The 18,328-nt window shown below is 69.7% G+C and carries 20 protein-coding genes; 11 read left to right on the forward strand and 9 right to left on the reverse strand.

Translation table 11 applies throughout. The features are described from left to right. Positions 1-6 precede the first annotated feature (6 nt). Positions 7-2,478 (reverse strand): excinuclease ABC subunit UvrA, encoded by a 2,472-nt coding sequence (gene uvrA / locus AB4Z02_RS10860; RefSeq protein WP_441970925.1) that lies wholly within the window; start codon positions 2,476-2,478, stop codon positions 7-9. A gap of 199 nt (positions 2,479-2,677) precedes the next feature. Here uvrA and AB4Z02_RS10865 point away from each other — a divergent pair, with 199 nt between their 5' ends. From AB4Z02_RS10865 to AB4Z02_RS10910, 10 genes are all read left to right on the forward strand, one after another. Next, a complete protein-coding gene (locus AB4Z02_RS10865; RefSeq protein ID WP_441970926.1) occupies positions 2,678-3,247 on the forward strand; it encodes a dihydrofolate reductase family protein in 570 nt (189 codons plus the stop codon). A 166-nt stretch (positions 3,248-3,413) separates the two neighbouring features. Beyond that, complete coding sequence (locus AB4Z02_RS10870) at positions 3,414-3,956, forward strand: phospholipase effector Tle1 domain-containing protein (protein ID WP_441970928.1); 543 nt, start codon at positions 3,414-3,416, stop codon at positions 3,954-3,956. Continuing rightward, positions 3,926-4,480, forward strand: coding sequence for a phospholipase effector Tle1 domain-containing protein (locus AB4Z02_RS10875; protein ID WP_441970930.1), 555 nt, complete (start codon positions 3,926-3,928; stop codon positions 4,478-4,480). Before AB4Z02_RS10870 ends, AB4Z02_RS10875 begins: the two co-directional genes overlap by 31 nt. Before the next feature lies 1 nt (position 4,481). Continuing rightward, the gene (locus tag AB4Z02_RS10880) at positions 4,482-6,185 is read left to right on the forward strand and encodes a hypothetical protein (RefSeq protein WP_056882379.1); all 1,704 of its coding nucleotides are present in this window, start codon (positions 4,482-4,484) and stop codon (positions 6,183-6,185) included. Then, positions 6,182-7,555 carry a hypothetical protein gene (locus tag AB4Z02_RS10885; protein ID WP_441970931.1) on the forward strand — a complete coding sequence of 458 codons (1,374 nt, stop codon included), beginning with the start codon at positions 6,182-6,184 and terminating at the stop codon, positions 7,553-7,555. The genes AB4Z02_RS10880 and AB4Z02_RS10885 overlap by 4 nt, the downstream gene beginning before the upstream one ends. Before the next feature lie 67 nt (positions 7,556-7,622). Then, entirely contained in the window at positions 7,623-8,003 is a 381-nt protein-coding gene (locus tag AB4Z02_RS10890) for a hypothetical protein (protein ID WP_056882377.1), read from the forward strand. Then, positions 7,969-9,684, forward strand: a complete 1,716-nt coding sequence (locus AB4Z02_RS10895) for a caspase family protein (RefSeq protein ID WP_441970933.1) — start codon at positions 7,969-7,971, stop codon at positions 9,682-9,684. Before AB4Z02_RS10890 ends, AB4Z02_RS10895 begins: the two co-directional genes overlap by 35 nt. A gap of 131 nt (positions 9,685-9,815) precedes the next feature. After that, the gene (locus AB4Z02_RS10900) at positions 9,816-10,178 is read left to right on the forward strand and encodes a YciI family protein (protein ID WP_441970934.1); all 363 of its coding nucleotides are present in this window, start codon (positions 9,816-9,818) and stop codon (positions 10,176-10,178) included. Positions 10,179-10,195: 17 nt separating this feature from the next. Beyond that, positions 10,196-11,440, forward strand: coding sequence for an RNA polymerase sigma factor (locus tag AB4Z02_RS10905; RefSeq protein ID WP_441970936.1), 1,245 nt, complete (start codon positions 10,196-10,198; stop codon positions 11,438-11,440). A 118-nt stretch (positions 11,441-11,558) separates the two neighbouring features. Further along, positions 11,559-12,578, forward strand: coding sequence for a serine hydrolase domain-containing protein (locus AB4Z02_RS10910; protein WP_441970938.1), 1,020 nt, complete (start codon positions 11,559-11,561; stop codon positions 12,576-12,578). Positions 12,579-12,611: 33 nt separating this feature from the next. Here AB4Z02_RS10910 and AB4Z02_RS10915 read toward each other — a convergent pair whose 3' ends face one another. Then, positions 12,612-13,037 carry a GNAT family N-acetyltransferase gene (locus AB4Z02_RS10915; protein WP_441970939.1) on the reverse strand — a complete coding sequence of 142 codons (426 nt, stop codon included), beginning with the start codon at positions 13,035-13,037 and terminating at the stop codon, positions 12,612-12,614. Positions 13,038-13,250: 213 nt separating this feature from the next. Between AB4Z02_RS10915 and AB4Z02_RS10920 the strand changes: the two genes are divergently transcribed. Continuing rightward, a complete protein-coding gene (locus AB4Z02_RS10920) occupies positions 13,251-13,625 on the forward strand; it encodes a DivIVA domain-containing protein (RefSeq protein ID WP_441970940.1) in 375 nt (124 codons plus the stop codon). A 19-nt stretch (positions 13,626-13,644) separates the two neighbouring features. Here AB4Z02_RS10920 and AB4Z02_RS10925 read toward each other — a convergent pair whose 3' ends face one another. The 7 genes from AB4Z02_RS10925 to AB4Z02_RS10955 all read right to left on the reverse strand — a co-directional run bounded on the left by AB4Z02_RS10925 (position 13,645) and on the right by AB4Z02_RS10955 (position 18,277). After that, a complete protein-coding gene (locus AB4Z02_RS10925) occupies positions 13,645-14,211 on the reverse strand; it encodes a GNAT family N-acetyltransferase (protein ID WP_441970941.1) in 567 nt (188 codons plus the stop codon). 65 nt (positions 14,212-14,276) lie between these two features. After that, a complete protein-coding gene (locus tag AB4Z02_RS10930; RefSeq protein WP_441970943.1) occupies positions 14,277-14,609 on the reverse strand; it encodes a hypothetical protein in 333 nt (110 codons plus the stop codon). Between the two features lie 361 nt (positions 14,610-14,970). Next, positions 14,971-15,309 carry a DUF4760 domain-containing protein gene (locus AB4Z02_RS10935; protein WP_056882368.1) on the reverse strand — a complete coding sequence of 113 codons (339 nt, stop codon included), beginning with the start codon at positions 15,307-15,309 and terminating at the stop codon, positions 14,971-14,973. Between the two features lie 187 nt (positions 15,310-15,496). Then, a complete protein-coding gene (locus tag AB4Z02_RS10940) occupies positions 15,497-16,390 on the reverse strand; it encodes an alpha/beta fold hydrolase (protein WP_441970945.1) in 894 nt (297 codons plus the stop codon). Then, on the reverse strand, positions 16,387-16,767 hold the full coding sequence (locus AB4Z02_RS10945) for a nuclear transport factor 2 family protein (protein WP_056882366.1): 381 nt from the start codon (positions 16,765-16,767) through the stop codon (positions 16,387-16,389). The genes AB4Z02_RS10940 and AB4Z02_RS10945 overlap by 4 nt, the downstream gene beginning before the upstream one ends. After that, entirely contained in the window at positions 16,764-17,999 is a 1,236-nt protein-coding gene (locus tag AB4Z02_RS10950) for a glycosyltransferase (protein ID WP_441970946.1), read from the reverse strand. Before AB4Z02_RS10950 ends, AB4Z02_RS10945 begins: the two co-directional genes overlap by 4 nt. A 47-nt stretch (positions 18,000-18,046) precedes the next feature. Continuing rightward, on the reverse strand, positions 18,047-18,277 hold the full coding sequence (locus tag AB4Z02_RS10955; protein ID WP_056882364.1) for a tautomerase family protein: 231 nt from the start codon (positions 18,275-18,277) through the stop codon (positions 18,047-18,049). Between the last annotated feature and the right edge of the window lie 51 nt (positions 18,278-18,328).

Consider the following 18,328-nt stretch of genomic DNA (forward strand, 5'->3'; position numbering starts at 1 on the left):
CCTGTGTCACCCGTGGGACGAGAGGCGGGCGGCCAGGTACGTCGCGGTGGCGCTGGCCTCGGCCCGGGCGACCTCTTCTGGTGTGCCCGTGGCCACCACCCGACCGCCCTCGTCCCCGCCGCGTGGACCCAGGTCGATGACCCAGTCGGCGCTGATGACCGTGTCGAGGTCGTGCTCGACCAGCACCACGGTGTTGCCCGCGTCCACCAACCGGTGCAGCTGGCGCAACAGCAGGGCGATGTCGGCGGGGTGCAACCCTGCCGTCGGCTCGTCGAGCAGGTAGAGCGCGTGCCCTCGACGCGCGCGCTGCAGCTCGGTTGCCAGCTTGATCCGTTGGGCCTCCCCGCCGCTGAGCTCGGTGGCGGGTTGCCCCAGGCGCAGGTAACCCAGCCCGACCTCACCCAGCGTCATCAGGCTGCGCGCGGCCGCCGGCACGTCGGCGAGGAACTCGGAAGCCTCGTCCACCGACATGGCGAGCACCTCCGCGACGTTCTTGCCCCGGTACTCGATCTCCAGGGTCTCGGGGTTGTAGCGCGCCCCGTGGCAGGCCGGGCACGGCGCATAGGTGCCGGGCAGGAAGAGCAGCTCGACCGTGACGAAGCCCTCCCCCTGGCAGGTCTCGCACCGCCCCTCGGCCACGTTGAACGAGAAGCGACCCGCGCCGTACCCGCGCTCACGGGCTGCGGGCGTCGCGGCATACACCTTGCGCACGGCGTCGAACAGACCCGTGTAGGTCGCCAGGTTGGAGCGCGGGGTGCGGCCGATCGGGCGCTGGTCCACGCGCACGAGCCGGTCGAAGGACTCCAGCCCGGTGGCCTCGTCGACGTCGATCTCGAGCTCGGTGTCCTCGGCGTCGTCGGGGGCCTGCCCGAGGTGACGGCGCACCAGCTCGGCCAGCACCTGGGTGACCAGGGTCGACTTGCCCGAGCCGGAGACCCCCGTCACCGCCGTCATGACGCACAGCGGCACGTCGACCGAGAGGTCCTCGAGGTTGTGCCGGCTGATGCCCCGCAGGTGCAGCCACCCCTGGGGGACGCGCTGGGGGCGGGGCGGCGCCTCCACCCGGCCGAAGAGGTGTGCTCCGGTCACGGAGTCCGCCACCTGCTCGAGGCCCGCGACCGGCCCGGAGTACAGGACCTGCCCACCGTTCTCGCCTGCGCCCGGGCCGATGTCGACGACCCAGTCGGCTCGACGCACGATGTCGAGGTCGTGCTCGACGACGAAGAGCGAGTTGCCCGAACCCTTGAGCGTCTCGAGGACGTCGAGCAGCGGCGCCGCGTCGGCCGGGTGCAGCCCTGCCGAGGGCTCGTCGAGGACGTACACCACGCCGAACAGCCCCGACCGCAGCTGGGTGGCGATGCGCAGGCGTTGCACCTCGCCCGGTGACAGCGTCGTGGAGCTGCGCCCCAACGAGAGGTAGCCCAGCCCGAGGTCGAGCAGCACCCGGACCCGCGCGACGAGGTCGGCACACAGCCGCACCGCCACCTCGGTCGCCTCACCGGAGTCGGCTGCCGACGTCGCCGCGGCGGCCTCGGACAGCCCGGCCACCGGCTGCAGGAGGGCGACCAGCTCGGTGAAAGACAGCGCGTTCACCTCGGCGATGCTCAGGCCCCGGAACGTCACCCTCAGCGCCTCCGGACGCAGCCCGCTGCCCCCGCAGTCCGGGCAGGGGACGCTGCGCATGAAGCGCATCGCCTTGTCCCGCATCATCTGGCTCTTGGAGGTGGCCAGGACGTGGTGGACGTGCGCGCGGGCGCTCCAGAACAGGCCGTGGTAGCCGTGGTCGACGCGGTCACGTTCGGGCTTGATGAAGACCTTCGGCTGCTCGTCGGTGAACAGCAGCCACTGCCGGTCCTTCGCCTTCAGGGACCGCCAGGGCTTGTCGACGTCGATGCCGAGGCCGGTCACGATGCTGCGCAGGTTGGCGCCCTGCCAGGCGCCGGGCCACGCGGCGATCGCGCCCTCGCGGATGGTCAGGGAGGTGTCCGGCACCATCAGCTTCTCGCTGACGTCGTGCTCCTCCCCGAGGCCGTGGCACCTAGGGCAGGCGCCGGCCACGGTGTTGGGCGAGAACGCCTCTGCCGCTAGGCGATCCGTGCCGGCGGGGTAGGTGCCAGCGCGTGAGTAGAGCATTCGGAGGAGGTTGGACAAGGTCGTGAGCGTGCCGACGCTGGAGCGTGAGCTCGGGGCGCCGCGGCGCTGCTGCAACGCCACCGCCGGCGGCAGCCCCGTGATCTCCTGCACGTGGGGGGCGCCCATCTGCTGCACCAACCGGCGGGCGTAGGGAGCGACCGACTCGAAGTAGCGACGCTGCGCCTCCGCGTAGAGCGTGCCGAAGGCCAGCGACGACTTGCCCGACCCCGAGACCCCGGTGAAGGCCACCATCGCGTCACGTGGCAGGTCGACATCGACGTTCTTGAGGTTGTGCTCGCTGGCTCCGCGGACGTGGACGAAGTGGTCGTTCGGGTCGTGGGGCACGTCCCCTGTCTAGCCGCTGCACGACCGCTGCGCACCACCGGCCCACCGTCCCACCGGCGGCGAAAGACGCGCGGCCCGGGCCAGATGCCGCTGCGTGATGGCGCAGATGAGGGATGGCGGAGATGAGGGATGGCGCCGACAGTGGTTCCAGGACGGTCTGGTGAAGGCGGGCCGCGCACTTCACATGGAGACCACCGACATGAGACCACTCCGCTACTCGATCAACGTCACACTCGACGGTTGCTGCCACCACGAGGCAGGGCTCGCCCCCGACCAGGAGTCGATGCGTTACTGGACCGCTGAGATGGAAGGCGCCGACGCCCTGCTCTTCGGCCGGGTGACGTACGAGATGATGGAGTCGGCATGGCGCAAGCCGGACACGGGCGCGTGGCCGGACTGGATGGGTGAGTGGCAGGTCCCCTTCGCCGAGGCCATCGACCGGACGAAGAAGTACGTCGTGTCGAGCACGCTGGACGGTGTCGACTGGAATGCCGAGCTGGTGCGAGGCGACTTGGCGCAGATGGTCCAGCGGCTCAAGCAGGAGCCGGGCGAGGGCCTGTTCGTGGGTGGCGTGACGCTCCCCCTGGCGTTGGCAGATCTGGGGCTGATCGACGAGTACGTGTTCCTGGTGCAGCCGGTCCTTGCCGGACACGGGCCGACGTTGCTCTCCGGGCTGCGCGAACGCATCCAGCTCCAGCTCATGGATCGCCGGCAGCTCCAGTCGGGGGTGGTCGCCCTGCGATACCAGCCAACGCGAGCCACGGCTTGACGGACTCTCTCTCCGGGCAGCAGCACGGGCTCGAAACCGACACCTCGTTGCGTCCCGGCAGGGGTCCGAGGAGTATCAGGAGTCGGCTTCCCCATCTCCTTCAGGTGGTACGGAGCGCGGCGCGCGTGGGGAGCCGTGCGGTGGGTGCCGGGATCGGAGGTTCGGTGTGGGTCGCAACCTGGTGGTCTGCCTGGACGGCACCGCGAACGAGCCGGAGACCGGTTCCACGAACGTCGCCCGGATCTACGACCTGTGCGTGAAGAACGACGATCAGCTGGTGTACTACGACCCGGGTGTGGGGACGATGGGAGCCCGGAGCGCGACGACCCGGGCGGGACAGGCGGCCACGCGGGCGGCGGGTCTGGTCGTCGGCTACGGCATCCGGGACAACATCGCCGAGGCGTACACGTGGCTGATGAACCACTACCGGCCAGGTGACCGGGTGATGGTGTTCGGGTTCAGCCGTGGCGCGTACACGTCGTTGGCGCTGACGGGGATGCTCCGCACGGTGGGGCTGCTGCGCCCGGGGGCCGAGAACCTGGTGCCGTATGCGTTGAAGCTGTACGCGAGGAACACCGCGCCGGACCCGAGCGAGGCGCAGGAGAGGCGCTTCTGGGCCCAGCGGCAGGACTTCGGTGAGAGCTTCGGCAACCCGAGTTCAACCGCTTCGCCCGCAACGTGGCCTTCCTCGGCGTGTGGGACACGGTGAAGTTCGTCGGCTGGCTCAACCTCAAGGCCCAGTTCGAGCAGGCCCACTGGCCGTTCACCCGCAAGGTCTCCAACGTCGCGGTCGGCCGGCACGCGATGGCCCTGGACGAGAACCGCGGCCCGTACGCGGTCTACCGGTTCGACCCCGAGCAGCTCGCCCAGCGCGGAGGCGCGCTGGCAGAGGCCTGGTTCCCGGGGGTGCACAGCGACGTCGGCGGCCTGTACCCGGACCATCGGCTCGCCGACATCACGTTGGCGTGGATGACCGGTGAGGCCGTCACGGCTGGGCTGCAGCTGGACGCTGCGCGGCACGAGAAGATGCTGGGCGCAGGAGTCGGCGAGCCCCTGCCGGAGGCGTACGCCGTCGAGGGCGCCATCCATCCACACCCATGGCCCTGGGCGCTTGCCGGACCCGGGTGGCGGGCCCGCGACCCACGACCGGGCGACACCTTCCACAGCTCGGTGCGCCTTCGCGTGGACGGGACCACGGGCACCGCACACCCGTACCGCCCGAAGGGCCTGTGACGTGGGGACCCAGGCGACCCGTACGCACATCGACCTGCGGGTGATCGCCCAGGACCCGTCGGTGACCGGGGACGACGGTTCCATTCTGACCGCCACCGTGCGGGTGCCGTGGGACCGGGTGGAGGACGGCCCGCGGGGGCCGCGGTTCCACGTCGTCGACTTCGACGCCTCCTCCGGCCAGTACCGGTTGCACCCCGCGATCACGGGCAAGGACCCCTACGCGGACGCGTCCGACACCGAGCTGGTGAGGAGCTTCGCCTTCCACGCCCAGCAGGTGTACACGGTCGCGACCCGCACCCTGGCGACGTTCGAGTCGGCGCTCGGGCGCCGGCTCCCCTGGGGGTTCCCCGGCCACCACCTGCACCTGGTCCCGCACGCCTTCGCCGAGGCCAACGCGTACTACTCCTACGAGGACCGGTCGCTGCTGTTCGGGTACGTCCCGGCCGTCGGGCGGTCCGGCCCCGTGTACACGTGCCTGAGCTACGACGTCGTCGTGCACGAGACCACCCACGCGGTCCTCGACGGGCTGCGACGCCGGTACCTCGAGCCCGGCCTGCCCGACCAGGCCGCCCTGCACGAAGGACTCGCCGACATGGTCGCCCTGCTGTCGGTCTTCTCGATGCGGCCGGTCGTCGAGCAGGCCCTCGGCCCCGCAGACAAGAACGGCAGGATCAGCGGGCGGCAGGTCACCCTGGAGCGGCTTCGCCGCGGCGTCCTCACCGGGGTCGCCGAGCAGATAGGGCACGTGCTGAGCCACGGTCGCGGCGCACTGCGCCACTCCGCCCTCGACCCGCCACCGGCGAACTGGGCCGACCTGCCTGAGTTCGCAGAGCCGCACCGCCGCGGCGAGGTCCTCGTCGCCGTGGTCCTCGACGTGCTCCTGGACATCTGGCTCAAGCGGCTCGTCGCGCTCTTCCCGCCAGGGGAGGACCACGCCAGGGCCAGCCTGGACCGGGCCCGCGCCGCGGAGGAGGGCGCCAAGGCTGCCACCCAGCTGCTCACCATGCTCATCCGCGGCCTGGACTACCTGCCTCCCGTGGAGTTCGAGCTGCCCGACCTGCTCTACGCCGTCCTCCTTGCCGACGTCGCGGTCGCCCCCGACGACGACCTGGACTACCGGGGCATGTTGGTCGACCGTTTCACCCGAGCCGGGGTCACCGTCCCCGACGACTGGGAGGACAAGGCACTCGACGTCGAGGCGCCGCCGAGCTACCTGAGCATCAACTTCGCGGCCCTGCGCTCGGGCAGGGACGAGGTCTACCGCTTCCTGTGGCGGAACGCTCGCCGGCTCGGGTTGGACCCCCAGTACTACACGCTGGTCGACACCGTCCTGCCCAGCCAGCGGATCGGCCCCGACGGGCTCATCGTCTCCGAGAGCGTCGCCACCTACGTGCAGATGCTCGAGCTCCGTGCTGGGGAGCTCGAGCGCATCTCTGGGCTCAACGTCCCCGAGGGCATCGACCCCGACACCCCCATCCAGCTGTTGGGTGGCGGCACCCTGGTGTTCGACCAGTTCGGCCACCTCAAGCTGCACCTGCACAAGGACCTGGACGACTGGTGGCGGCAGCTGCGCCGGCTGGAGTACCTCCAGCGCACCGGGCGACAGGACACCAGGCACCGGTTGGGCTTCTCCGACGGCGCCGCACGCGGGCAGGCCTTCGCCGAGCTGCACAACACCGAGACGATGTCCGGGGAGGCCTGGTGAGCACCCCCGTCACCGTCCGGGTGCGGATGTACCAGGTCGGGTTCGGCGACTGCTTCCTCGTCACGGTCGAGTACGACGAGCCCCTCCCGGACGGGCGCGCCGAGCGGCACCTCCTCATCGACTACGGCTCCTCCCGCTCGGCCCGCGAGGGTCGCGCCAAGGGGCGGATGCGTGACGTTGCCGCACTCATCGAGGAGCACACCCACGGCGTCCTGGACGTCCTCGCCCTCACCCACAGGCACAAGGACCACCTCTCCGGGTTCGGCGACAGCACCGGGGAGGCCACCCTTCGCCGGCTCTCCCCCGCGCGGGTGCTCCGTCCGTGGACCGAGGACCCAACCCTCCAGGCCGACGCCACCGGACCGGCACACACCGACGGCAACCCCGCGCTCGGCGCCGGGTCCCGGTCCTTCGCCGCCGGCCTCGCCGGCGTCCAGGCCGCCGCAGAGCACCTGGCCGGCACCGCCGGACTGCACGAGGACGTGCGCCTGGCTGCCGAGCAGCAGCTCAAGAACGCAGACGCGGTCCGACTCCTCGACACCCTCTCCGACACGGGCCGCGGCCGCTACCTGCACGCCGGCAGCGACCCCGAAACCGCCGACCTCATCCCCGGTCTGACCGTCACCGTGCTCGGGCCGCCCACCGTCGAGCAGTCGCCGGCCGTGACCGGCCAGCGCGAGGACGACAAGGACGAGTTCTGGATGCTGCGCCTGCGCGCCTCGCTGGCGTCGGTCGCCGGCCCCACCGGGGGCCGCGGGTCCACCGGCGCCACCGGGTCCACGGGGTCGACGGGGTCCACGGGGTCCACGGGGTCCACCGGAGCACTCTCCGACGTCGACCTCGGCCCGGGGCCAGTCCGCTGGCTCGTCGAACGGCTGGCAGGGCAGCGCTCTGACTCGGCCGCCCGCCTCGTCCACCGGCTCGACGACGTCCTGAACAACACCAGTCTCATCCTCCTGCTGCACGTCGGGAACCTGAGCCTGCTCTTCCCCGGTGACGCGCAGATCGAGAACTGGCAGTACACCCTCGACAAGCTGGCCGCCCACCCCGACCTCCGGGCGACGCTGCGTGACGTCGACCTCTACAAGGTCGGCCACCACGGCAGCCGCAACGCCACCCCGCGCAGCCTCTACGCGCTGTGGCAGGAGCGTCCCCCGACCGTTCCACCCCTGACCAGCCTGATGTCCACCCGCCCCGGGGTCCACGGCGAGAGCGAGGCCACCGCCGTCCCCCGCCAGACCCTCGTCGACGCCCTCAGGGCCATCGGCTCCCTGCACTCCACCGACGACCTCGACCAGAAGCAGCCCTACCTCGAAGTCAAGGCGGCAGCCACCGGCGGCCCGTTCCTGCTCGTCCACGACGAGCGGTGAGGCTGGGCCTTTACCGGGTCGGCCACCGCGGAGGAGTATCGATGGTGACTCCGAAAGGATCTGGGAGATGGCAGACGCCGGCGATGGTCTGGTCGTCCAGGTGCGACCGGTCGACGGGGACGAGGACGGGGACCTGCTCGACCAGGCGGCTCTCCTGCGCCGAGAGCTCCTCGACCTCGACGTCGAGGACGTGCGCACGCTGACCCCGGGCGAGTCCCCGGTGGGCGCCAAGGGCGTCGTCGACCTGGCCGGCTGGCTGGCCGTCCAGGTGGGCTCCGTCGAGACGGTGCGGGCCGTCATCGAGCTGCTCCGCGGCTGGGCCGGGCGGCGCAGCAGGGACGTCGAGGTCACCATGGGCGGGGACACCCTGAAGCTCAACGGCATCACCGCCGCCGAGCAGGAGCACATCATCGATGCCTGGCTCGCCCGACACGCAACCAGCTCCTGACCTGCCCGACGAGCAGCGAGTCGCCCTCGTCGTTGCGACGCAGGCGTACCAGGACCCTGCGCTGAGCCGTCTGCGGTCACCGGCCCACGACGCCGACAACTTCGGCCGCGTCCTGGCGGACCCCGCCATCGGTGGCTTCAGCGTCACCTCCATGGTCGACGCCACGGCCCAGTCGGTGCGGATCGCCGTCGCCGACTTCCTCGCCGAGCGCCGACCCGACGACCTCGTTCTCGTGTACTTCTCCTGCCACGGCCTCATGGACCTCCGGCGTCGGCTGTACTTCGCCACGAGCGACACCAGGAAGGACCGGCTGGCCGCCACGGGCCTCGAGGCGCAGTGGTTGCTCGACCAGCTCGAGGAGTGCCGCGCGAAGCGCCAGGTCCTGATCCTCGACTGCTGCTTCAGCGGGGCGTTCGCGGCTGGCGCCAAGGGGGGAGACGAGCTCGGCCTGGGAGAACGCTTCCTCGGACCGGGGCGTGGTCGGGTCGTGTTGACCGCGTCCCGAGGGAGTGAGTACTCCTTCGAGGGCCAGCCCGTGCCCGGACACGACATGCCTGGTTCGGTGTTCACCCACGCACTGGTCGAGGGAATCCGCTCAGGCTCGGCCGACCTGGACGGCGACGGGTACGTGTCGGTCGAGGACGCCTACGGCTACGCGTACGAGAAGGTCCGCTCCTCCGATGCTGCCCAGACACCTCAACGCTGGCTGTACGGCGCCGAGGGAACCATCGTGCTGGCCCGCAACCCGCGCGGCGTCACCGTGACCCCGGCCGAGCTGCCGGCGGGTATCTCGTCGTCGCTGGAGAGCTCCTACCTCCCCGTCCGGTCCGGCGCCGTCGACGCGCTCGCCGAGTGGTTGTCCGATCCGGACCCGGCGCGCGTCCTCGCCGCGCGACAGGCCCTCGACCACGTGGCGCGCAGTGACCGGCCCGAGGTGGCGGAACGGGCCAGGAACCACCTGCGAGCCCACGATGCTCCACCACAGTCGTCTGCCAGCGGTCGGCCTTCCGCCGGAGCGCCACCGGCGCAAGTAGAGGCGGGGCCTTCGGAGGCTGCGTCGCGGTGGCGGCAGTGGACGTCCTCACCACGCGTCCGCTACGGCGCGCTGGCCGGGGTGGTCGTCCTCGCCGCCGTTGTCGGGGGCCTGGCCTGGAACAGCCAACGAGAAAGTGGCAGCCACTCGGGAGGCAGCAGCTACACGGCGACCGGCCCCTGGCGGTTCGAGGTCCACGACCGGATCTCCGGGCAGGACAACGGGTGCGCGGTCACCCTCGCGAGGAACGGATCCGACAACTCGTGGTCGTGGGACGGCCTGTACGGCACCCACTCCTACCAGATCCCGTACGCGGGCTCCTTCACCTGGACCGTGAACGACACCGCCTGCCAGGTCGTCACCCGGGCCACGCCTGGAGAAGCCCGACTCCCCGCTGTCTTCTCTGCCTACCGTGGTGACACCGACGCCTTCGCCGCGACCGGCCCGGTCACGGTGGAGGTGCAGAACTGGCCCAGTGGCAACACCGAGTGCGAGCTGACCCTCAAAGACCCCGCAGAGACGAGCCAGTCGAGCTCCTTGGACATCCGCACCGCCAGCAAGGACCAACCCCCCGTCAGGCTCGACCCCAGCGGTCGCAGCCTCGTCTACCTCGCCGACCTCTCCTGCGACGTGCGCGTCAGCGAGTAGCCCTCTCCTGCGGGTCGCCGAACCACTCCGGGACGGATCCTTCTGTGGCAGGTTGTCGTATCGGCGTGAGCCCGCTCGTGGAGAGGGTGGAGGCGGTCGCCCGGACCGCCCCAGAGACGAGGAGTACCGAGATGACGCACTACCTGCTTTCCGTTCACGGCCCCGCCGAGCGCAACGAGTTCGGCGAGTACGGCTCCAAGGAGGCGATGGAGGAGGCGTTCGCCGCGACCGGCGCCTTCAACGACAAGCTCAAGGCCGACGGCTACTGGGTGTTCGCCGGGGGGCTCGAGCAGGCGACGACCGCAACCGTCGTCGACGGCCAGGGCGACACCCCCGTGGTGACCGACGGGCCCTACCTGGAGGCCAAGGAGTACATCGGCGGCTTCTGGGTGATCGACGCCCCGGACCTCGACGTGGCGATCAAGCTCGCCGCCGAGGGCTCCAAGGCCTGCCGCGGCAAGGTCGAGGTCCGGCCGTTCGAGGGGCTGGCCTGAGCCGGGACGGTCGCGACGTGTCGGCTCACGACCCGGGCCCGCAGGGGCCCGGACGCCAGGGGGCGGTGGCTGTCGAGCGGGTCTTCCGCGCCGAGTACGGCCGCCTGATCGCCTCGCTGGTCCGCCGGTTCGGTGACATCGACGTCGCCGAGGAGGCGGCGAGCGAGGCCCTCGTCGTGGCGTTGGAGAAGTGGCCGGAGACCGGCGTGCCGCCCAACCCCGGCGGTTGGCTCACCACCACTGCCGCCAACCGTGCGATCGACCGGATCCGCCGCGAGAGCAAGCGCGACGCCAAGCACCAGGCGGCACTGATGACGTACGACGGCACCGCCCACGAGCCCACCGGTCCGGTCGAGGACGACCGGCTGCGGCTCATCTTCACTTGCTGCCACCCAGCCCTGGCGCCGGAGGCTCGGATCGCCCTGACCCTGCGGCTGCTCGGTGGACTGACGGTCGCCGAGGTCGCGCAGGCGTTCCTGGTGCCCGAGACCACGATGGCGCAGCGGATCACGCGGGCCAAGAAGAAGATCGCGGCGGCGAACGTGCCCTACCGCGCGCCCGAGGCCGCCGACCTGCCGGAGCGGCTCGGCACCGTGTTGGCGGTGCTGTTCCTCGTGTTCAACGAGGGCTACCTCGCCAGCGGTGACGGCGACCCGGTGCGGGCCGAGCTCACGCGTGAGGCCATCAGGCTCACCCGGGTCCTGCGCGGACTCCTCCCCGACGAGCCGGAGGTGACGGGCCTGCTCGCGATGATGCTGCTCATCGAGGCGCGTCGCGAGGCCCGCGTGCGGAACGGCCAGCTCGTCCCGCTCCACGAGCAGGACCGCGCAGGCTGGGACCCGGCGCTCGTCGCCAAGGGTCATGCCCTCGTGCGCGAGTGCCTGGCCATCAACCGGCCCGGCCGCTACCAGCTGCTCGCAGCTGTCAACGCCGTCCACACCGACGCCCCCACGGCGGCGGACACCGACTGGTCGCAGGTGGTCGCGCTGTACGACCAGCTGGTCCGGCTCGATCCCTCACCCATCGTCGCTCTCAACCGCGCGGTCGCCGTCGCCGAGCTCGACGGCCCCTCAGTCGCCCTGGCGCTGGTGGACCGCCTCCCGCTCCAGAGCTACCACCCGTGGCACGTCGTGCGAGCCGACCTGCTCCGCCGGCTCGGCCGCAGCACCGAGGCCCGGGACGCGTATGGCGCTGCCCTCGCTGGGACCCAGAACTCCGCTGAGCGTGCGTACCTGTCCAGGAAGCGCGGCGAGCTCGTCTGACCGTTCGCACCACTCGCGGCGGTGAGACGCAAAGTACAAATTGCTTTCGCCTCCTCCGGGCGAGAGTGCAGAGTGAACAGTGACAAGCGTTGAGCGCGATGGCTCACGAGGGGGCGGTATGCAGATCGATCCTCGAACACTCGACGAAGCAGTCGACGCTGAAGGGTTCACCGGCGTGGTGACGGTGGATGTCGGCGACCAACGCGTCCTGGAGCGATGTGAAGGGTTCGTCCACCGCGCCCTGCAGGCGCCGATGACGCCCGGGGCTCGGCTCGCGATCGCGAGCGGCAGCAAGGGGTTCACTGCGCTGGCGGTCATGCGGCTCGTCGAGGAAGGAGTGCTGCGGCTGGATGACCCGGCGCGCCACCTGCTCGGCAACGACCTGCCCCTGGTGGACGACGACGTCACGATCGAGCACCTGCTGACCCACACCTCCGGCATCGGCGACTACCTCGACGAGGACAGCGATCTGGAGATCTCCGACTACGTCCTCTCGGTCCCTGTGCACCAGCTGACCACTGCTGAGGCGTTCCTGCCGATGCTCGAGGGGCATCCGCAGAAGTTCCCGCCGGGCGAGCGGTTCGCCTACTGCAACGGCGGTTTCATGGTGCTCGCGATCCTGCTCGAGCGCGCCACGGGGGGCACGTACCACGACGCGGTGCGGCGGCTGGTGATGGAGCCGGCAGGTCTGCGGCGCACCGGTTTCCTCCCGCTCAACGACCTACCAGCCGACGCTGCGCTGGGCTACGTGTTCAACGAGGGGAACCTGGCGAACACCCTGCACCTGCCGGTCCTCGGGAACGGCGACGGAGGCGCGTTCACCACCGCGGAGGCCGTACATCAGTTCTGGCTGGCCATGCTCGATGGGCGCATCGTCACTCGGGAGAGCGTGGAGGAGATGACCCGCCCACGGAACGACGTGCCACAGGAGAACAAGCGCTACGGAATGGGGTTCTGGATCCACCGTACGCACCCGGCGCTCATCCTGGAGGGGTTCGACGCCGGGGTGTCGTTCCGGTCCACGCACCTCGTCGAGGCGCGAACGACGGTGACTGTGCTCGGGAACAGCTCGCACGGGGCGTGGCCGGTCGTCGCTGAGCTCGCTCGGGCGATCGACGCCGAGCTCGGGGCGAGCTGACACGGGTTTCCGCGCTTCGCACCGGCCACGAGGCTAGCTGGGGAGGAGCAGCTCGAACTCGAGCTCGTGGTCGATCGCGACTCCGGTGGCACCACGAAGTGGGATCGTCGGCTTGAGGCTCCTGGACACGCGTACCGCATGCCGGTGCAGTGCCTGCAGGTCCATGCCCACGTGCTGGTAGAACGCGATGGCGGCGATGTTGTTGTTCGTCGTCACGAGCCACACGCGCCGGCACGCTGTCGCGCGCGCCTCAGCGAAACACCGCTCCATCAGCGCCCGCCCGATGCCACGCCGCTGCGCAGTGGTGCTGATGGCCACGACCTCGTACTCCCGGTCCCGTACGTCGACCAGTACCAACCCGACAGGCCGGCCACCCAACCTGGCCACGTAGCCCGGCAGACCAGCCGCCTCGACGAGCTCGCCCCGTCGCGCCACGGCCGTCGAGGTCCACTCCTGCACGAGTATGTTGGCGACCCACTCCCGGTCATCCGGGCCAATCGGTGTGACCAGCGGTTGCGACTCGGACGGCATACCAACATCATCCGCCGGCTCACGAGGACCCGGCTACCCACCAGCATCAGGGGCGTCCGCAGTGGCTAGCCGGCTGTTGTTCAGCCGGTGGGTCGTCGCCAACGTCCCGGCCAGAGCCCTGGTTGGGCGCATGATGGTCGAATGCTGACCTCGAAGGACGTCCTGAACAAGACGCTCACCTCGACGCAGTTCCGGGACGGGTATGACGAGCGCGAGGTCGATGACATGTTCGACAGGGTCGTGGCGGCCTTGCGCTACTACGAGCAGGGCGGTCGACCGGGGCCGCAGGCGCCGCCCTCGCCGGCCCGAGGTCACCGTTTCAGGTCAACGAAGCTTCGTCGCGGGTACGACGAGCGGGAGGTCGACGACTTCCTCGACCAGGTGATCGAGACCTTGCGTCACTACGAGCAGGGCGGTCGGCCCGATCTGCAGGCCATTGCGCCCGCGGTTGGTCCAGAGCCGGAAGCGCTCGGTCAGCGGGCCCTTCGCTGGCTGCGTGGAGACGCGAGGTCCTAGTCCGGCGTGCACGAGCCTGTCATCGTCGAGCCCACTGCTCCCTCGTGATCTCGAACCGGAAGCCACCACGCTCCGAGCCCTCGACGCCCAGCATGTCGTCGGGAGTGGGGATCGACTCGACGACAGACATGCCCACCTTCTCCATCACCCGCTGGGAGGAGACGTTGAGCGCCATGGTCTCGCCCCAGACAGTGTTGACACCGAGCTCCGAGAAGCCCTTGTCCACCAGGGCACTCGAGCCCTCGGTCGCATACCCCTTCCCCCAGGCGTCCCGACGGAGCCGGTAGCCGAGCTCGACCTCGTCCAGCGGCCCCGACCGCTCCGGGCGCAGGCAGAACCAGCCGATGAAGGCGCCCGTCTCCTTCTCGTGGGCCGCGAACAGTCCGAACCGACCGGTCCACCGGTCATAGGCGGCGAGGAGGCCCGGGATGACCTGGTCCCGCACGACATCGTCGGACATCGACGGCTCGCCACCGGTGAGGAACCGCATCACTGCGGGGTCACTGTCCAGCTCGATCAGCAGGTCCGCGTCCTGGGCTGTGAACTGGCGCAGGACCAGGCGCTCGCTCTCGAGGTAGTCGCTCATGGTGGAAGCATGACGACATCGACTCACATCGCCAAACGACTTTCGGCGGGGTCAGACCGAAGGCGTCAGAGCTGCAAGATCCTCAGGACGTTCTCGTAGGCCAGGGCAACCCCGGTCGGGTCGTGCACGCCTTCGGGCTTGTCGGTGGCGGCGTAGAACCGGGTCAACAGCGCGGTCGTCACATCCGCCTCTGCAAGGGCCACGCACAGCTCTGAGATGACGATGTCGGCGTCGTGGTCATCCAGGTGGTCGAGGGCAAGTCCGTTGTGCAGCATGGTCGCCGCTTCGTCGAAGATGTCCTGGACCATCGCCGGGTCCACCTGGGGACGCTCCTTGGTCACGGCGACGGCGGTCTCGCCGAAGCGGTGGAAGAGCTTGTCGGCGATGCTGCTGGACATCTCGCGAGCGTGACATGGCCACAGTTGACGGGCAACCGAATTCGCGCCCCGTGTCCTCCACGGGCCATGTGGACGTCGGCCATGGGCACGCCGCGATCCGGGACATCGTGGCCGCGTGACGCCTGAGGGAGGGCTGGAAGTCGCACCCCCAGTCGCCACGGAGGGGCCGATCGGGGCGGCCCGTCACGAGGACCATCCGAGGGCCACCAGATCTACGCAAGGGCAGGCTTCGTCCTGACCTCGGCACCGCGTATCAAGCTCGTCTCATGACGTGGAGCGCCAACCTGCACTGAACCCGTGACGACAGTGGCAGCGCATGTGAATCTCGGCGGGCGAGATCGCGTCCAGCCGGAGGCTTTGGTCAGCTGCCTTGCTTGCTTGCCAGAGCCTCAAAGTTCTCGTAGAGCTCCGGCACACCGTGCTTTTCGCGAAGCTTGATGGCCGCCGGGCCGACGCGGGACCACATTCCCGCGACCCAGATCCAGTCCAACACGAGGTCCGCGTCCAAGATCTCGTTCTTGGTCAGCGTCCCGATGGTCTCGCCCCAGACGAGGACCCGCGACACCAGCACATCGTCGACGGAGGCCGTTTCCGGGTCGAACTCGTCCGCCCACACCGCCTGCTGGGCCTCCTCGAGACCCATGGCGGCGCCCCACTGCGCCAGCTGCACGAGCAGCGCGGCATCTTCGCGACTCGCCATGTCACCCTCTCCTCTGCCTGTCCCGATTCGGTCACGGTTCCCACAGCTAGCGCCTTGCACCCTGAAGGCGTTCTCCCGAAGGCCTGTGGTGCGCAAAAGGTCTCACCCCAAGGAGGGGCCGCAGAAGCCGCATTCGCACTACGACAGACGGGTGTGGCGGGCCGCGCGCCCTAAGCCGCCATGTCCGTCACCGGCTGACACTCAGCGCGAAGTCCCGGATGAGCAGGTTCAGCTTCACCGGGTCCCGCGCGATGGGAAGGTGGCCAGCGCCCTCCAGGACGATGAGGTCGCCGCCGGTCAGCTCCGCGAGGCGTCGCCCGCGGGAAATTGGGCTGATGAGGTCGTGGTCGCCGTGGATCGCCAGCGAGGGACTCGCCACGGTGCGGCACCAGTCCTCGATGGCCTCCTTGGTCGGACGCGCAGCGTCGGCCTCCGCGACGAGTACCTCGGGAGTGGTGTCGAGACCCCATCGGATGCAGTCCTCGATCTGCTTGGTCGAGTGGGGTTCGGGGAAGCACATGCCGAAGAAGAACCAGAGGAAGTCCTCGTAGTGGTTGCGCCAGTAGGCCGGGTCGTACTTGCCCCAGTGCTGCGGCGGGTCGCACTCGAGGGCTGGCACACGCGAGGGTGGTAGGTCTGCCGGCCGCAATGTGGCGGCGCGGGCGGGGTGCCCCTCGGTGATGGCGAGGGAGGCGGCGATGAAGATGGCACCCAAGGTGCGGTCGCGGTGTTGTGCGGCGAGCTGCAGTGCCCAAGCGGCCCCCTGGGAGAGGCCGATGAGCACGGCGCTGTCGGTGCCCGTGGCATCGAGGACGGCCAGTGCGTGGCGGACCTGCACGTCGTGGTGATAGGCGGCGCCCTCCGCAGGGCGGTCGGAGAGTCCGTTGCCGGGTCCGTCGTACGACACGACGCGGAAGTGTCGCGAGAGGTAAGGCACCTGCGCCTTCCACATGCGCTTGTGCACGATGGTCCAGGTCGGAAGCAGGAGGATGGTGGCGGACGCGTTACCGCTCACCTCGTAGTGGATCCGCACGCCCTCGCTGTCGACGAACCCTGAGATGTCGGGCGCCAGGGGCTTCATTCCGGCAGCGCTTGGTCAGGGTCGGTGAACTGCCAGAACGCGTTGACGATCTCCCATCGCCCGTCGGCGGTCCGCAGCAGGTGCAGGTACTCGCGGTACTGCGCCGAGCGCACTACCGCTGCCGCGATGTCGTGGTGGATGTCGACCACGGCGACCTCGATCGGGTCCTGCGTCTTGTCCTCGGCTCCGCCACCTCCGCGGACGAGCTCGAGGAGGCGCTCCTTCGTGGTCACGCCTGGGTCGTGGCCGCTCACACGGGCTGCGTGACGTTTGGCGAGCTGAGGGTGTAGTGCGCGGTCCACGCGTGCGAGGTCTGCGTCGTACCAGCCCTCGAAGTAGTCCAGCGCGGTGGCCACGATCGCATCCGAGTCGTTCACAGCAGCTCCTCCAACATGGTGGCCACGCGCTGGGCGCCGCCGGACTCCACCGGTAATGAGGTGACCTCACTACCGATCTTTTCGACGATCGCCTCGGCCAGCCACTGCGGGCTGCTGACGTCGTCGTAGTCCGCGCGTCGACCAGCGCGGTAGTTCTGCAGTCGGTGGTGGACGTGGATGCTCTGCTCGAAGTGGTGACGCAGGGGTACGTAGATGAACGGCACCCGTGCCGCAGCGAGCTCCATCGTGGTGGTGAGACCACCTTGGACGACCGCGACATCTGCGGCGGCCATGCGGAGGTACAGGTCCGGCACGTAACCCCGCAGGGTGGCGCCGTCCACCGACGGCAGGGACGTTGGTTCCATCCGTGGTCCGGTGACGATCAGGAACTGCAGGTTCGGGACCTGGGCCCGAGCGAGGGGCACAGCGTCGAGCACGCGCCGTACCAAGGCTTCCCCGACCCCCGAACCGCCTACGGCGACGATACAGAGGACGTCTTCGACGGCGTACCCCAGCTCACGGCGTGACCGCGCGATCTCGTGGTCGGTGGGCGGTTCGAAGCCCGTGACGTATCCGGCGAACTCGTAGTTCTCGGCGGTCCACCGCCGGATGTTGGGCAGGCCAGGACCGAAGGGCAGGTCGACCACATCCTCGGGGTTGCCGACGAAGATCTGCCGGTCCCGCACCCGGCGATGGCGAGCCCGCTGCTCCAACATCTCCGCGTTGTAGTCCGCCGTCAGCAGCGACTCGCGCTCCCCCCGGTCCGGCATCGGCAGCCATCCCACGAAGTCGGTCAGCCACACGTAGGAAAAGCGCTTCAGCTCCGGGTTCTCGTGCAGGAAGTAGTCCACGTCCCACGACTCGTCACCCACCACCAGGTCGTACGGCGTCTGCTCCACCACATCGTTGAACACCATGAAGTTGTTGACCAGGACCTCGTCCATCTCGCGGATCGCCTGGAAGACGTGCAGGTCGTGTTCGCCGGACGCAGCCTCGATGTGTGCGGACTCGCTGGCGAGCCAGGTGCAGGCGGGGTGAACCCGCTCACCGGCGTCCTGCAGGACCCGGGTGACCGGGTGTTGCGTCAGCCAGTCCAACTGCACATCAGGTCGCAGCACCCTGAGCTGTTGGGCGATGGCCAGGTCCCGCCGGGCATGTCCCAGACCGATCGGCGAGGACAGGTAGAGCACCCGTGGCCGTCGACCGGCCGCCCTCGCCCACTTCACGGTCATGGTCCATGCTCCCTCCCGGCGGGTCCGGCAGTCATCGTCCAGAGGCGTCAGACGGTGGCGGGGGCGCCGGCCGCCAGGGCGCGCACGTCAGCAGTGGTCAGGGGGTTGCCGGCGATGCCCCAGTCCCCGCTGGCCACCTCACGGACGACACACCAGGTGACCGGGCGCATGTTCTCGCCCTCGACCTCGACCATGGCGTCGGTGAGTCGGGTGATGATCTGCCGCTTCTGTTCCGGCGTGAACACGTTCTCGATGACATTGACCTCGATCAGCGGCATGGCGTCCTCCTTGTGTGCTCCTACCTTGATTCGGTCGATCGACCGAATCAA

This window comes from Pedococcus sp. 2YAF34 (assembly GCF_052114585.1).
Lineage (GTDB): Bacteria > Actinomycetota > Actinomycetes > Actinomycetales > Dermatophilaceae > Pedococcus.

Coding starts and splice junctions, on each gene's coding strand:
- AB4Z02_RS10865 (WP_441970926.1), top strand. CDS start 2,678: ATGAGACCACTCCGCTACTCGATCAACGTCACACTCGACGGTTGCTGC.
- AB4Z02_RS10950 (WP_441970946.1), bottom strand. CDS start 17,999: ATGACCGTGAAGTGGGCGAGGGCGGCCGGTCGACGGCCACGGGTGCTC.
- AB4Z02_RS10925 (WP_441970941.1), bottom strand. CDS start 14,211: ATGAGCGACTACCTCGAGAGCGAGCGCCTGGTCCTGCGCCAGTTCACA.
- AB4Z02_RS10930 (WP_441970943.1), bottom strand. CDS start 14,609: ATGTCCAGCAGCATCGCCGACAAGCTCTTCCACCGCTTCGGCGAGACC.
- AB4Z02_RS10920 (WP_441970940.1), top strand. CDS start 13,251: ATGCTGACCTCGAAGGACGTCCTGAACAAGACGCTCACCTCGACGCAG.
- AB4Z02_RS10955 (WP_056882364.1), bottom strand. CDS start 18,277: ATGCCGCTGATCGAGGTCAATGTCATCGAGAACGTGTTCACGCCGGAA.
- AB4Z02_RS10940 (WP_441970945.1), bottom strand. CDS start 16,390: ATGAAGCCCCTGGCGCCCGACATCTCAGGGTTCGTCGACAGCGAGGGC.
- AB4Z02_RS10935 (WP_056882368.1), bottom strand. CDS start 15,309: ATGGCGAGTCGCGAAGATGCCGCGCTGCTCGTGCAGCTGGCGCAGTGG.
- AB4Z02_RS10895 (WP_441970933.1), top strand. CDS start 7,969: ATGCCTGGCTCGCCCGACACGCAACCAGCTCCTGACCTGCCCGACGAG.
- AB4Z02_RS10890 (WP_056882377.1), top strand. CDS start 7,623: ATGGCAGACGCCGGCGATGGTCTGGTCGTCCAGGTGCGACCGGTCGAC.
- AB4Z02_RS10900 (WP_441970934.1), top strand. CDS start 9,816: ATGACGCACTACCTGCTTTCCGTTCACGGCCCCGCCGAGCGCAACGAG.
- AB4Z02_RS10910 (WP_441970938.1), top strand. CDS start 11,559: ATGCAGATCGATCCTCGAACACTCGACGAAGCAGTCGACGCTGAAGGG.